The sequence below is a fragment of the Ruegeria profundi genome, assembly GCF_049800715.1.
Lineage (GTDB): Bacteria > Pseudomonadota > Alphaproteobacteria > Rhodobacterales > Rhodobacteraceae > Ruegeria > Ruegeria profundi_A.
This window is the reverse complement of record NZ_JBNAFO010000002.1, coordinates 182,286-195,405: the sequence shown is the minus strand read 5'-3', so window position 1 is coordinate 195,405 and position 13,120 is coordinate 182,286. Positions and strand designations below refer to the sequence as shown.

Annotated in this window: 11 protein-coding genes; 8 read left to right on the top strand and 3 right to left on the bottom strand. The window is 59.5% G+C overall.

The features are described from left to right. From glyS to glmM, 6 genes are all read left to right on the top strand, one after another. The gene (gene glyS, locus ACP15L_RS04810; RefSeq protein WP_425083333.1) at positions 1–2,220 is read left to right on the top strand and encodes a glycine--tRNA ligase subunit beta; all 2,220 of its coding nucleotides are present in this window, start codon (positions 1–3) and stop codon (positions 2,218–2,220) included. Between the two features lie 68 nt (positions 2,221–2,288). Continuing rightward, on the top strand, positions 2,289–4,850 hold the full coding sequence (locus tag ACP15L_RS04805; protein ID WP_425083332.1) for a putative PEP-binding protein: 2,562 nt from the start codon (positions 2,289–2,291) through the stop codon (positions 4,848–4,850). A gap of 186 nt (positions 4,851–5,036) precedes the next feature. Beyond that, a complete protein-coding gene (locus ACP15L_RS04800) occupies positions 5,037–5,678 on the top strand; it encodes a cell wall hydrolase (RefSeq protein WP_170638959.1) in 642 nt (213 codons plus the stop codon). Between the two features lie 163 nt (positions 5,679–5,841). Continuing rightward, a complete protein-coding gene (locus ACP15L_RS04795) occupies positions 5,842–6,762 on the top strand; it encodes a dihydroneopterin aldolase (protein ID WP_170470064.1) in 921 nt (306 codons plus the stop codon). After that, positions 6,759–7,757 carry a dihydropteroate synthase gene (gene folP, locus ACP15L_RS04790; RefSeq protein WP_425083331.1) on the top strand — a complete coding sequence of 333 codons (999 nt, stop codon included), beginning with the start codon at positions 6,759–6,761 and terminating at the stop codon, positions 7,755–7,757. The genes ACP15L_RS04795 and folP overlap by 4 nt, the downstream gene beginning before the upstream one ends. Positions 7,758–7,791: 34 nt before the next feature. Continuing rightward, the gene (gene glmM, locus ACP15L_RS04785) at positions 7,792–9,135 is read left to right on the top strand and encodes a phosphoglucosamine mutase (protein WP_425083330.1); all 1,344 of its coding nucleotides are present in this window, start codon (positions 7,792–7,794) and stop codon (positions 9,133–9,135) included. Here the strand turns inward: glmM and ACP15L_RS04780 are convergent. Continuing rightward, positions 9,132–10,034 carry a DMT family transporter gene (locus ACP15L_RS04780; protein ID WP_425083329.1) on the bottom strand — a complete coding sequence of 301 codons (903 nt, stop codon included), beginning with the start codon at positions 10,032–10,034 and terminating at the stop codon, positions 9,132–9,134. The two genes, glmM and ACP15L_RS04780, sit on opposite strands and share 4 nt — an antisense overlap. Positions 10,035–10,157: 123 nt before the next feature. Continuing rightward, positions 10,158–11,180: a ketol-acid reductoisomerase gene (gene ilvC, locus ACP15L_RS04775; protein ID WP_170457922.1), complete on the bottom strand. Its 1,023-nt coding sequence runs from the start codon at positions 11,178–11,180 to the stop codon at positions 10,158–10,160. A gap of 131 nt (positions 11,181–11,311) precedes the next feature. On the opposite strand from ilvC, the gene ACP15L_RS04770 reads away from it, so the two are divergent. Then, positions 11,312–11,767 (top strand): Lrp/AsnC family transcriptional regulator, encoded by a 456-nt coding sequence (locus ACP15L_RS04770; RefSeq protein WP_425083328.1) that lies wholly within the window; start codon positions 11,312–11,314, stop codon positions 11,765–11,767. Then, positions 11,764–12,222: an Lrp/AsnC family transcriptional regulator gene (locus ACP15L_RS04765; RefSeq protein WP_425083327.1), complete on the top strand. Its 459-nt coding sequence runs from the start codon at positions 11,764–11,766 to the stop codon at positions 12,220–12,222. Before ACP15L_RS04770 ends, ACP15L_RS04765 begins: the two co-directional genes overlap by 4 nt. A 6-nt stretch (positions 12,223–12,228) precedes the next feature. On the opposite strand, the gene ACP15L_RS04760 is transcribed toward ACP15L_RS04765, so the two are convergent. Next, positions 12,229–12,930 carry a GntR family transcriptional regulator gene (locus ACP15L_RS04760; protein WP_425083326.1) on the bottom strand — a complete coding sequence of 234 codons (702 nt, stop codon included), beginning with the start codon at positions 12,928–12,930 and terminating at the stop codon, positions 12,229–12,231. Positions 12,931–13,120: the final 190 nt, after the last annotated feature.

The window sequence follows — 13,120 nt, the reverse complement described above, 5'->3', positions numbered from 1 at the left end:
ATGCCCGACCTGCTGATCGAACTGTTTTCCGAGGAGATCCCCGCGCGTATGCAGACCCGCGCGGGTGAGGACCTGAAAAAGCGGATCACCGATGGTTTGGTCGAGGCCGGTTTGACCTATGCCTCTGCCGCCGCCCTGACCACGCCGCGCCGCCTGACCTTGGCGGTCGAAGGGCTGCTGGCCGAGAGCCCCACGATCCGCGAGGAACGCAAAGGCCCCAAGGTCGGCGCGCCCGACAAAGCGATCGAAGGCTTCCTGCGCGGCGCTGGCTTGACCCGCGACCAGCTAGAGGAACGCGACACCCCCAAAGGTGCGGTCTATTTCGCCCAGATCGAAAAGCCCGGACGCCGGGCGGCAGAGATCGTGGCCGAAGTGCTTGAGGCCACGATCCGCAACTTCCCATGGCCCAAGTCTATGCGTTGGGGCTCTGGCCCGATGCGATGGGTGCGGCCTTTGCACTCGATCCTGTGCATTCTGACCGATGAAGCGGGCGCGCAAGTCGTTCCGCTTGAGGTCGAAGGCGTCACCTCTGGTGACACGACCGAGGGCCACCGGTTCATGGCCCCGAACCGTTTTGCCGTCATCTCCTTCGAGGATTACGCCGCCAAGCTGAAACGCGCCTTCGTGGTCCTGTCGCCCGAGGAACGCGCCGAGCATATCTGGAACGACGCCCAGAACATGGCTTTTGCCGCCGGTCTGGAAGTGGTCGACGACAAGGGCCTGCTGGCCGAGGTCGCTGGTCTGGTCGAATGGCCCGTAGTGCTGATGGGGCAGATCGACGACGAATTCCTCGACCTGCCGCCCGAGGTGCTGCAGACCTCAATGAAAGAGCATCAGAAGTTCTTTTCCGTGAGGAACCCCAAAACCGGCCGGATCGAGCGCTTCATTACCGTCGCCAACCGCGAAACTGCCGACAATGGCGCGACGATTCTGGCCGGGAACCAGAAGGTCCTTTCGGCCCGTCTGGCGGATGCCAAGTTCTTCTGGGAAAATGACCTGCGCGTTGCCAAATCGGACATCGCCCAATGGACCCGCGCGCTGGAGAATGTGACCTTTCACAACAAGCTAGGCACACAGGCCGAACGGATCGAACGCATCGCCGCGCTGGCCCGTGAACTGGCGCTTGTGACCGGAGCAGATGCCGATCAGGCAGAGAAAGCCGCGCGTCTGGCAAAGGCCGATCTGAGCTCTGAGATGGTCTATGAATTCCCCGAACTTCAGGGTCTTATGGGCCGCTATTACATCGAAGCAGCAGGCGAGGACGCCGCCGTGGCCGCTGTGGCACAGGATCACTACTCACCGCTTGGCCCGTCAGATGACGTGCCGACCGCACCGCTTTCGGTGACCGTGGCGCTGGCCGACAAGCTGGACACGCTGACCGGGTTCTGGGCGATTGATGAGAAGCCGACCGGCTCGAAAGACCCGTTTGCTCTGCGTCGTGCTGCTTTGGGTGTAACTCGATTGATTCTCGAAAACGATCTGCGGCTGTCTTTGGATCGGTTCTTTGACAGCCAACTGATACGAGCAGAAAGCGCAATCAATGAGGCGCTACCGGAGGCTAACGTTCTTGATCTATTGGAAGAAATCGCAGAGCGAGGTGTCTTTGGTGCAGCATTCCAGACGGTCAGAGATCGAGTAGATGATTTGCCTGCGGCAGCTTTTCTTGAACTTGAGAAAAAGGTCCCAGATGCATCTGACGATCTTCTGTCGTTTTTCCACGACCGCCTCAAAGTCTTCCTCCGAGATGAGGGCATCCGTCACGACGTCATCGACGCCTGTATCGCGATGGACGGCAATGATGACCTCAACCTGCTGGTCAAACGCGCCCGCGCACTGAACGCAGTGATCGCGACCGAGGATGGGGAAAACCTCGTGCAGGGGTTCAAGCGGGCCAACAACATCCTGACGCAGGCCGAAGAGAAGGACGGGGTCGAGTACTCCTACGGTGCGGATGTGAAATTCGCCGAGACGGACAGCGAAAAGGCTCTGTTCTCGGCGCTTGACGCGGCGCAGGCCCAGATTGATCCGGCGCTCAGGGCCGAGGATTTCCCAACCGCCATGGCGGCCATGGCCGCGTTGCGTGGGCCAGTGGATGCGTTCTTTGAGGATGTGCAGGTCAACACCGACAATGACATCCTGCGTCGCAACCGCCTGAACTTGCTCAGCCAGATCCGCTCGGTCTGTTCCAGCGTTGCCGATCTGACCAAGATCGAAGGCTAAAGGTCCGGGCTCGCGGATTTGCGCGCCCAGATCACCCTTGCGCGACGGGCGCAGGGGCCTATGCTGCGGTGAAACCAAAAGGTGCCGCAGTGCAGAATAATCCGCATACCACGCTCATCACGTCCACCGCGCCCGTTGCCCCGCACACCCATGGGGGGCGGGCAAAGTGCCTGCAACGTCTGGTCCGGTTGGAGATGCCGGTGCCGCGCACGGTCGCGTTGTCTTTTGACGCGGTGCAGCGCATTGCCGAAGGACAAATCCCCGATCTGGCCGCAATTCTTGAGCAATTCGAGCCGACGGCCTTGTTGTGTGTGCGTCCCAGTTCCGAGGACCCCGATTGGGGCGGCCCAGGCGCGGTTCTGAATATCGGCATGAACGAGGCGCGGTTTGCCGAGCTGTCGAACTCGATGGGCGATGAGCTTGCCGCAGCCATGTATTTGCGCTTTGTGCAAAGCTACGCGATCCATGTGGCGCGTCTGGATGCGGATGTGTTCGACGAGATCGACGAGGACGGTGTCGCGGGGCTGAAGCGCACTCTGCACGCCTATGAGGATGAGACCGATGAGGTTTTCCCCGAGGATCGTGGTGAGCAGTTGATTGGCGTTCTGCGCTCGATGGCGCGGGCATGGGATGGCACCTCGGCGCGCCTGTTGCGTCAGGCGAAGGGGGCTCCGGCGGATGCGGGATTGGGGCTCGTCATCCAAGAGATGATACCGGGCGTCGGACAGGGCGAATGCGGATCGGGTGTATTGCAGTTGGTGGATCCGACAACCGGTATGCCTCAGATCACCGGCCGGTATCTGAGCCAGAGCCAGGGACGGGATGCGTTAGGCGAAGATGTCTCGGCGTTGTATCTTGAGAAAGACCCGAGGGGTCCGTCTCTGGAAGAAGTGGCGCCCAACGCATTTGCCGATCTAAAGTCCCAGGCTGCTTTGATGCGCGAGAAGCTGCGCGAGGAAATGCAGGTCGAATTCGTGATCCAGAACGGCAATGTGCATATTCTGGACGGCGTGCGTGTTCAGCGGACCTCGCGCGCGGCTATGCGGATTGCGGTGCGGCTGGCTGAAGACGGTATCATCCCGCCACAAGAGGCGGTGATGCGCGTGGACCCTCATGCACTGAACGAACTGCTGCACCGGCAGGTCCACCCCGAGGCAGAACGGGATGTGCTGACCACCGCGATTGGCGCAAGTCCGGGGGCGTCGACCGGCAAGATCGTGTTTACGGCCGCCGAGGCGCAAGCCAGCGCCGCGCGGGGCGAGGCCTGTGTTCTGGTGCGCCGCGAAACCTCGCCCGAGGATGTGCGGGGCATGCATGCCGCCGTTGCCGTACTGACCGAAAAGGGCGGGATGACCAGCCATGCCGCCGTGATTGGGCGGGGTTTGGGGCTGCCCTGCATTGTCGGCGCGTCAGAGATGCGGTTCCAGACCAAGAAGAAAATGCTGACGACCCCGGATGGGCGAGTGTTCAAGACCGGTGACGTTCTGACGATCGACGGAAGCTCGGGGCAGGTTCTGGCGGGGCAGCCCGAGATGCTCGAGGCCGCGCTGGACGACTGTTTCCAGACTCTTATGGGCTGGGCGGATGCCGAGCGGGACATCGAAATCCGCGCCAATGCCGATACCCCTGCGGATGCGCAGACCGCGCGGAATTTTCAAGCGCAGGGCATCGGCCTGTGCCGGACCGAGCACATGTTCTTTGATCCTGGCCGCTTGATCGTGATGCGCGAGATGATCTTTGCCCAGACCTCATCCGGTCGAGCGGCCGTGTTGGAGCGTTTGCTGCCCATGCAGCGCGACGATTTCGTTCAGCTTTTCCGTATCATGGAGGGGCAACCGGTCTGCATTCGCCTGTTTGACCCGCCGCTGCACGAATTCCTGCCCACCACCCGCGGCGGCCAGCGCGAACTGGCCGAAGCGCTGGATCTGCCTGTCTCGGATGTGGAGCGTCGCGTCTCTGCGATGACCGAATACAACCCAATGCTGGGTCTGCGCGGGGTTCGCCTGGGCGTTACAGTGCCCGAAATCTACGACATGCAGGCCCGCGCGATTTTTGAAGCCACTCTGGAGGCCCGCAAGAACGGTGCACCGGTTGTACCCGAGGTGATGATCCCGCTGGTTTCGGCCAAGCGAGAGGTCGAGTTGGTCAAATCCCGCATCGACTCAGTGGCGGCCGCTGTCGCTGCCGAAAAGGGGCAGGAGTTCGAATACCGCCTCGGTGTGATGGTCGAAACACCACGCGCCTGCCTGCGTGCTGAAGAGATTGCACCAAACACCGCTTTCTTAAGTTTCGGAACCAACGACCTGACCCAGATGACCTATGGTCTTTCACGCGACGACGCGGGGCGTTTCATGTCGGCCTATGTCCGGCGGGGGGTCTTCACCGAGGACCCGTTCCATGTTCTGGACGCCGACGGGGTTGGCGAATTACTCAAGCTCGGGTCCGAGAGGGGGCGCGCGGCCCAGCCCGATGTGACCCTTTCGGTCTGCGGAGAACACGGCGGAAACCCCGAATCAATCGCCATTTGCCGCGATCTGGGCTTTGACTATGTGTCCTGCTCTCCGTTCCGGGTACCGGTCGCTCGGCTGGCTGCCGCTCAACTGGCGATTTCGTCCAGACTTGGGGGTTGACAGCAGCCTGAAACCCAATGATTAGTGGTCAATAAGCGAACTTGTGGCGGAATTGTTTTTCTCCACGAGCGAATTTCCACTTGTATTTGCCTCTGATCTGGACCTTTGCGCAAGACTGCGCTAAATGCCTCGACGCGCCCGCCGGGGGAGGGTTTGGCGCGTGAAGTGCCTGTGCGAGGTTATCTGATGCTACGTTACATAATGGCTGTTGCCACATTGGCGGCAACCGTGCTGCCGAGTGCGTCCTACGCTGAGAGGGAAGCTACGGATGCCAATAAGAAAGAACTGGTTGCCCGCAGTGAATTGCCGGGTCAGAGCTTTCGGGACTATCTGAAATTGTTCCAGCCGCGAAAAGTGGTGGAACCGATCAAAGTGTCCTATTCCAAGGATTGGCTAGACCAACAGCCCAAAGCGTCCGGAGATGAAGGCTGGAAATGCCTGTCAGAGGCGCTGTATTTTGAAGCCCGCGGCGAAAGCGTGCGCGGTCAGTTTGCAGTGGCCGAGGTTATCCTGAACCGGGTCAAGAGCAGCCGTTTTCCCGACAGTCTTTGCGGTGTGATCCGTCAGGGGACCGGCAAAAAGTACCAGTGCCAGTTCACCTATACATGTGATGGCCGCAAGGAAGTGATTCACGAGAAGAAAGCCTTTGAGCGTGTCTCGAAAGTCGCCCGCGCGGCGATGGATGGCGTTGCCAAAGAGCTGACTGAAGGGGCGACCCACTATCATACCACCGCGGTCCGCCCGTCCTGGGCGCGGGTTTATAAACAGACGGCGAAGATTGGTGTTCACATCTTCTACCGTCACAACTACCGCACTGCGAGCAACTGAGGCAGGTTTAGCGCTGCGTCTTGAATTCAAGGCGCAGCGTATACCATTGCACGCAGAAAAAGCGTCGAAATCAGCGGTTGGAATGGCGTTTGTATGAATGCTATAGGCCCTCGAAACGCCTAGACTGGGCGAAAGTTTCACCGAGCCCAAGAAGGCCTGACCCATGAGTTCTGAAATCCGCCTCGCTTTTGCGCACCCCTCTGAACGGTCCGAGGCGACCTCGCCCAGAGGGCCTTTGGATCGCATCTCGCTCCGTGATCATACTGTCGAGGTTGAGATCGGTGCCTTTCAGGCCGAACGCGGCACAACCCAGCGTATCTGCTTTAATATCGTGGTTGAGGTGCGTCCGCTGACCTCGGATATTGACGATGATGTGGATCGTATCCTGTCCTATGACCGAGTGACCGAAGCAATTGCCTATGAACTGGCGGCCGAGCGTCTGAATCTATTGGAAACGCTGGCCGAACGTGTGGCCGAACGTATCCTGCTGGAGCCGCAAGCGGTTCGAGTGTTTGTCCGGATCGAAAAGCTGGATCGTGGCCCCGGTGCGCTCGGGGTCGAGATAGTGCGCGGCAAGGACGCTGTACATCACGACGTCGTCGAAGAGGAACGCCCTCATCCACGTCTTGTTTATCTATCGAATGAGGCGATGGCCTCGGATAACCTGACCGGCTGGATCGATCAGTTGGAAAACCGTCAGCGTCCCTTGATCCTGTGTGTCGGGGCCTCGGACCTTCCGGTGCCGCAGACCGGTCACGCCATGACCCAGCGCCGCATCGACCTTTTGTCGATCGAACAGAACGCGTGGGTTCTGGCCGCGCGCGATCATCGCTGCGTGGTCGTTTCGACCCGAACCGAACTGGATTGGGCGATGAAGAACGGCCAGATTTGCGTCTGGGCCCCGTCAAAGATCGTTTTGGATGCTGTCGATGGCCCCTCGGCCGCGCCATCCGACGCGGTTGCGCTGGCGGCATGGTTTGCCGCCACCTTTGAGGCCAGCGAGATGATGGTGATCGGAGGCGCATTGCCGAAAGAGCCGAAAACGCCGCTGCGTGCAGTGGCCATTGATCAGGCACAATTGTGAGCCGCTACTACCGACCGCTGGTTCAGCACGGTACGGCTCGTCCGGATGAAGCGGTGCCTCTGGCCGGGCAGTCGCTCTGGTTCACTCATGCCGAAGCGCTTTCGCGCGATGGAGCGTCTCAGGTCGTAGCCGCAGCGGATATCCCCGCGGATGTGCTACAGCGTCTCAGCCGCCCGCGCGCGGCCCTGTCCGGTTTGGATATGGCACGCCCTCAAATAATGGGCGTCCTGAACGCAACGCCTGACAGCTTCTCTGACGGTGGCATCCACAGCTCGGTCGAGGCGGCGCGGGCAGGGGCCATTGAGATGGTCTCGCACGGCGCCACGATTCTGGATATCGGCGGAGAATCCACACGGCCCGGTGCAGATTTCGTGCCCGCAGACGAAGAGATCACCCGGACCCGCCCGGTGATCGAAGCGATCCGGTCTGAAACAAATGCGCTGATCTCAATCGACACCCGCAAGGCCGCTGTGGCCGAAGCGGCCTGTGAGGCCGGGGCGGGGCTGGTCAATGACGTATCGGGCTTCACGTACGACCCGGAGCTTGCGCCGTTCTGCGCAGGGCTGGGCGCGCCGGTCTGCGTCATGCATATGCAGGGCGATCCCGCGACAATGCAGGACAACCCGGTCTATGAAAACGTCGTGCTGGATGTCTACGATTTTCTGGCCGGTCAGATCGAACGGCTTGAGGCGTTGGGCCTGAACCGGGATCTGATCATCGTCGATCCGGGCATCGGTTTCGGCAAGACCGAGGATCACAATCTGGCCCTGCTGCGTAACTTGAGCCTGTTCCACGGTTTGGGTTGCCCGCTTCTACTGGGCGTCTCGCGCAAGGGCTTTATCGGCTCCATCGGGCAGGAGCCGCGAAAAACCGCGCGCGCGCCGGGGTCAATCGCGGTTGCTCTGGACGGATTGTCCCAGGGCGTGCAGATCATTCGGGTCCATGACGTGGCTGAGACAGCTCAGGCCTTGCGCCTATGGGCTGCCGTCCGTTAATCCGGTCACAAGCAGATTTTACGGAGAGTCGACTATGCGCAAGCTGTTCGGAACTGACGGTGTGCGAGGCACAGCCAATACGCATCCGATGACAGCAGAAATGGCCTTGCGCATAGGTGCGGCGGTCGGGCGCTATTTCCGGCGCGACACGACCGGAGTTCACCGCGTGGTCATCGGCAAGGATACGCGCCTGTCCGGCTATATGCTGGAAAACGCGCTGACGGCGGGTTTGACTTCGACCGGTATGAACGTATTACTGTTGGGTCCGGTTCCGACCCCTGCGGTGGGTCTGATGACCCAATCCATGCGTGCGGATCTGGGGGTTATGATCTCGGCCAGCCACAATCCAGCGGAAGATAACGGCATCAAGTTCTTCGGGCCTGACGGATATAAACTCTCAGATCAGGCCGAGCTTGAGATTGAGCGTTTGATCGAAGAAGGCGTTAGCCCCGCTCAGGCGCAGAATATCGGGCGCGCCCGTCGCGTAGATGACGCACGGTTTCGATATGGCGAGCGGGTCAAATCCTCGCTTCCGCGCGATGTGCGACTGGACGGTTTGAAAGTGGTGATCGATTGCGCCAATGGTGCGGCCCACCGAACGGCGCCTGAAGTCCTGTGGGAGCTTGGCGCCGAAGTCATCCCGATGGGCGTGTCGCCGAACGGCAAAAACATCAATCTCGAATGTGGTTCGACCAAGCCGCGCGTGGCTGCGGAAACCGTTGTCTCGCACGGTGCGGATGTTGGTATCTGTCTTGATGGCGACGCGGATCGGGTTGTCGTTATTGATGAAAATGGCAAGGTTGCCGATGGCGATCAACTGATGGCCCTGTTGGCCGGGGCTTGGGCGCGGGCCGAACAGCTGCGTGGCGGTGCCTTGGTGGCGACAGTCATGTCCAACCTCGGGTTGGAGCGGCATCTGCAAGGGCAAGGTCTGCGGCTGGAGCGGACGGCGGTCGGGGATCGCTATGTCGTGGAACGGATGCGCCAGGGCGGCTTCAACCTTGGCGGCGAACAATCCGGCCATATCGTTATGAGCGACTATGCCACAACCGGAGATGGCCTGATGGCTGGGCTGCATTTCTTATCCGAAATGGTTCTGAGCGGACGTAAAGCCTCGGAGCTTGCGCAGCAATTTGAAACGGTGCCTCAGCTGTTGAAGAACGTGCGCTATCAACAGGGTCAACTGCCGCTTGAGGTGGCCAGTGTGCAAGCCGCGATTGCCGATGCCGAAGCACGCCTGAACGGGCAGGGTCGTCTGCTGATCCGCAAGTCAGGGACCGAGCCTCTGATCCGTGTCATGGCTGAATGCGAGGACGCCACCCTGTTGACGCAGGTGGTTGATGGCATCGTGGCCGAGGTCGAGGCAGCGGCGTCCTAGCGGCCCATCAGAGCTTTGCGCAGGCTGAACCACTGGCTGATGGCCATGCCCGTCAGGATTAAGGTCAGTGCGATGTAGAATCGCAGGGGCAGGGCCTCGGATAAAATCCACGCTCCGAAAACCATCGACCAGACAGGGACTTGATAGTTCACGAGGGTCAGAAACACCGACCCCGCGCTGCGTGTGATCGAAACGCGCAAGAGGTTTGCCAAGGCTGTGGGCACTAGGCCCAGTACGATCAGCGCCAGAGTGGGGCGGGTTCCTTGCCAGTCGGGCAGCCCTTCGGTCATCAGCATGATCGGCAGCAGCAGCGCCGCGCCTACCAGCAATGTAAGGGCCGCCAGTGCAACTGGATCAATCGGGGGGCACCGCCGCGTCAGTATGGATGAAACCGCATAGCACAAGGCGGCGGTGATGCAGGCCATCTGCGCAAGCGGCTCGGTTCCTTGACCGAGTTGCAAAAGTCCCGGACCTATCAGGACCAATGCGCCGGAAAACCCAAGGCACACCCCCAGAAATCGACGCAGGTTGAGCGGTTCGTCCGAGAAGAAATGCGCCAGTGGGAGCACCATCAAGGGGATCGCCGCCATCGACAGGCCCGCAAAGGCCGATGGTACGAATTGCTGCCCCCAGCTGAGCAGCATGAAAGGTATCGCAGTCGAAAGTACGCCGATCAGGATGATTGAGCCGCCAAGTGCCGGGGTGAGGGTTGGAAACCGGCGCCCGGTGATCTGCATCAGCACGAGCAGCGTCAAAGCGCCGAGCGTGGTGCGAGATGTCGCAACCGTGATCGGGCCATACCCCTCAAGCGCCATGGCCACGACCATGAACGTGCCGCCCCAGATAAGGCCAAGCGAGAAGACGCCGATCCAATCCTGTTTTGTGGGCTGGGACACCATGGAAGTACCTATGGGTTGGTAAGAAAATCGATTTTAGTCAGACGTTTATGGGTCGAGTTTTACGCGGGTTCAAATGAAAAAAGGCGGCCATATGGGCCGCCCTTTCGCCGACGGGTGCCGGGCTTAGTTCTTTTCTTTGTCGACCATTTTACCGGCCGAGATCCAGGGCATCATGGCGCGCAGTTTGGCACCGGTTTCCTCGATCATGTGCTCGTCATTGGCACGGCGCGACGCTTTGATGGTCGGCTGGCCAACAGCATTTTCCAGCATGAAGTCGCGAACGAATTTGCCCTGCTGGATGTCGTTCAGAACCTCTTTCATACGTGCTTTAGTCTCGTCGTATTTCAGGATACGCGGACCGGTGACGTACTGGCCGTACTCAGCCGTGTTCGAGATCGAGTAATCCATGTTGGCGATGCCGCCTTCGTAGATCAGGTCAACGATCAGCTTCACTTCGTGCAGGCACTCGAAGTAAGCCATTTCGGGCGCGTAGCCCGCTTCGACCAGAGTTTCAAAGCCGCAGCGGATCAGCTCAACCAGGCCACCGCACAGAACGGCCTGTTCGCCGAACAGGTCGGTTTCGCATTCTTCACGGAAGTTGGTCTCGATGATGCCCGAGCGACCGCCACCGATGGCCGAGCAGTAGGACAGACCGATTTCCAACGCTTTGCCGGTTGCGTCGTTGTTGACGGCAACAAGGCAAGGCACGCCGCCACCTTTGGTGTATTCGCCACGCACGGTGTGGCCGGGGCCTTTGGGAGCCATCATGATGACGTCGACGCCTTCTTTCGGCTCGATCAGGCCGAAATGGACGTTCAGGCCGTGCGCGAAGGCAATGGCCGAGCCCGGCTTGATGTTGTCATGCACGTATTTCTTGTAGGTCTCAGCCTGCAGTTCGTCGGGCATGGTGAACATGATGACGTCGCACCAGGCTGCCGCTTCGGCGATACCCATGACCTCCAGACCTTCAGCTTCGGCCTTCTTGGCCGAGGGCGACCCTTCGCGCAGGGCGACGACCAGGTTCTTCGCACCCGAGTCGCGCAGGTTCAGCGCGTGCGCGTGACCTTGCGAGCCATAGCCCAGGATGGCCACTTTTTTGTCTTTGATCAGGTTGATGTCGCAATCGCGATCGTAATAGACGCGCATTTCGCTGGTCCTTTCTGTTTCGATTACTGTGCTTTTAGCCTGAGCCTTTGGTATTGGCGATAGGGTTGAGATTGAGTATTTGTAATAAAGATGAAGAATAATTCCTCAGTTTGGCAAAAAGTAAAAAAATCATGCTTGATGATGTTGATCGGCGGATACTGCGCCATTTTCAGGCGGAGCCAAGCCTGACAACGGCCGAACTTGCCGAACGGTGCCGTATCAGTTCGGGTGTTTGCTGGAGGCGCATAGAAAAGATGCAGGCGGCAGGGGTGATCGAAGGCCAAGAGGCCGTGATCGACTGGGTCGCCTTGGGCTACGCGGTTGAGGTCTCGTTGCGGATCACACTGGACAAGACGCAGGCTCGGGCATTTGACGAATTCACCGCGGCCGCGCGCGAGGTTGCCGAGGTGATCGAAATTCAGACCTTCCTTGGCCGCGTGGATGTGCGCCTTTCGGTTTTGGCGCGGGATATGGCGCACTATCAGCAGGTCTATAGGGACCGCATTCTGACCCTACCGCATATCGCTGATATCGAGGCATTGATGCACATCGCGCGCCTCAAACGAGATGAGATGCTGCCAGTATGATTGAGCTGGATGAGATCGACCGCAAGATCCTGCGCGCGCTGGTTCACGACGCAACCCAAAGTGCCGGTGCACTTGGGCGACGTCTGGACCTGTCGCAACCCGCCACATGGCGGCGCATTCGGAGGCTGGAAGAGGCGGGCGTAATCAAAGGCCGTCGTCTACGCCTGAATGCCGAGGCTTTAGGATTCGGCGTCACCGTCTTCCTAGGAGTTAAACTGGCGCGAAAAGGGCAGGTGAGCCTTGAGGACTTTGAGCGCGCTGTCAGCGCCATCCCCGAGGTACAAACCGTCGAGCATGTTCTTGGGTTATACGACTACCGCCTGCGCGTGGTGGCGCGGGATCTCTCTGACTTCGAACGAGTCCTGCGGCGGCGAATCATGACCCTTCCGGGTGCCGGCGATGTCGAGGCAAATGTCTTGCTCAGCGAAGAACGTTTACCCGGACCGATTGGTTGAACCGGATCAGTACTTGGTGCGAATGCAGAAGCCCGGATGATGCGTCATCCTCGCGAATGTCAGGGGCTTTTCATCCTTCCAGGTTGTGCGCTCCAATTGAATCATCGACGTGCCTGCGGTGGTGCCCATGAACTCGGCCAACCGGCTGTCGGCTGACACGGCGCAAAAGGCGACCTCGGCATCGGTGAAAGGCGCTGCATTCAGTAGCCATTCATGTGGGCCATTGTCGCTCAGGTCGGCCTGCTCGACTTCGGGGACGGTTTCAAGGTTGATCCAGCGCTCTTCTAACTGAAACGGTCTGTTGTCGGAGTAGTGCATGCAAATGACGTGCAGGATGCGCGCATCTGGCGCGACGCTGAGCTGCGATGCCAGCCAGCTGGGGCTGGTGACAACGTTGCGCTCGACCAGGGCATAGCGATACGCCGCGTTCTGGTTTTCAACCACCTGACGAGTCAACGAAAACTCCAGCTTGGCATGTTTGCTGGGCTCTTTCTTGACTCGTGTTCCGCTTTTGCGTTTGCGTTCGACGACCCCTTGATCGGCCAGTTCGCGCAGGGCGCGGTTGACGGTCGCGCGGGCGCAATTGAATTCTTCCGCCAGCTGGGTCTCGGTAGGCAGCAATGATCCCTGAGGCCAAATTCGGCTTTCGATCCTGCGCTTTACCTCATCTCGAACACTCTGAAAGCTGATCCGCTTATTTGCAGTCACGGGTTTTAATTTCCCTTCGTTTTAAAAGTGTATGCATCTGGGCAGAAGCACGCAGAAGTGTAAAGGGTATGTGATACTAGTTGGCGTCAATACTAAAATATTGGCGCGTTTGAGGGTTAATTTTTACTGAAAAACAAAGATGACTTTGCGTCACCTTTTCGTCGGAAATGCGCTTTACCCGCAATGATAA

Excerpts from the sequence above, each read along its gene's own strand:
- ACP15L_RS04795 (WP_170470064.1), top strand. The coding sequence starts at position 5,842 with ATGAGTTCTGAAATCCGCCTCGCTTTTGCGCACCCCTCTGAACGGTCC.
- ACP15L_RS04800 (WP_170638959.1), top strand. The coding sequence starts at position 5,037 with ATGCTACGTTACATAATGGCTGTTGCCACATTGGCGGCAACCGTGCTG.
- ACP15L_RS04770 (WP_425083328.1), top strand. The coding sequence starts at position 11,312 with ATGCTTGATGATGTTGATCGGCGGATACTGCGCCATTTTCAGGCGGAG.
- ACP15L_RS04765 (WP_425083327.1), top strand. The coding sequence starts at position 11,764 with ATGATTGAGCTGGATGAGATCGACCGCAAGATCCTGCGCGCGCTGGTT.
- ACP15L_RS04780 (WP_425083329.1), bottom strand. The coding sequence starts at position 10,034 with ATGGTGTCCCAGCCCACAAAACAGGATTGGATCGGCGTCTTCTCGCTT.
- glmM (WP_425083330.1), top strand. The coding sequence starts at position 7,792 with ATGCGCAAGCTGTTCGGAACTGACGGTGTGCGAGGCACAGCCAATACG.
- ilvC (WP_170457922.1), bottom strand. The coding sequence starts at position 11,180 with ATGCGCGTCTATTACGATCGCGATTGCGACATCAACCTGATCAAAGAC.
- glyS (WP_425083333.1), top strand. The coding sequence starts at position 1 with ATGCCCGACCTGCTGATCGAACTGTTTTCCGAGGAGATCCCCGCGCGT.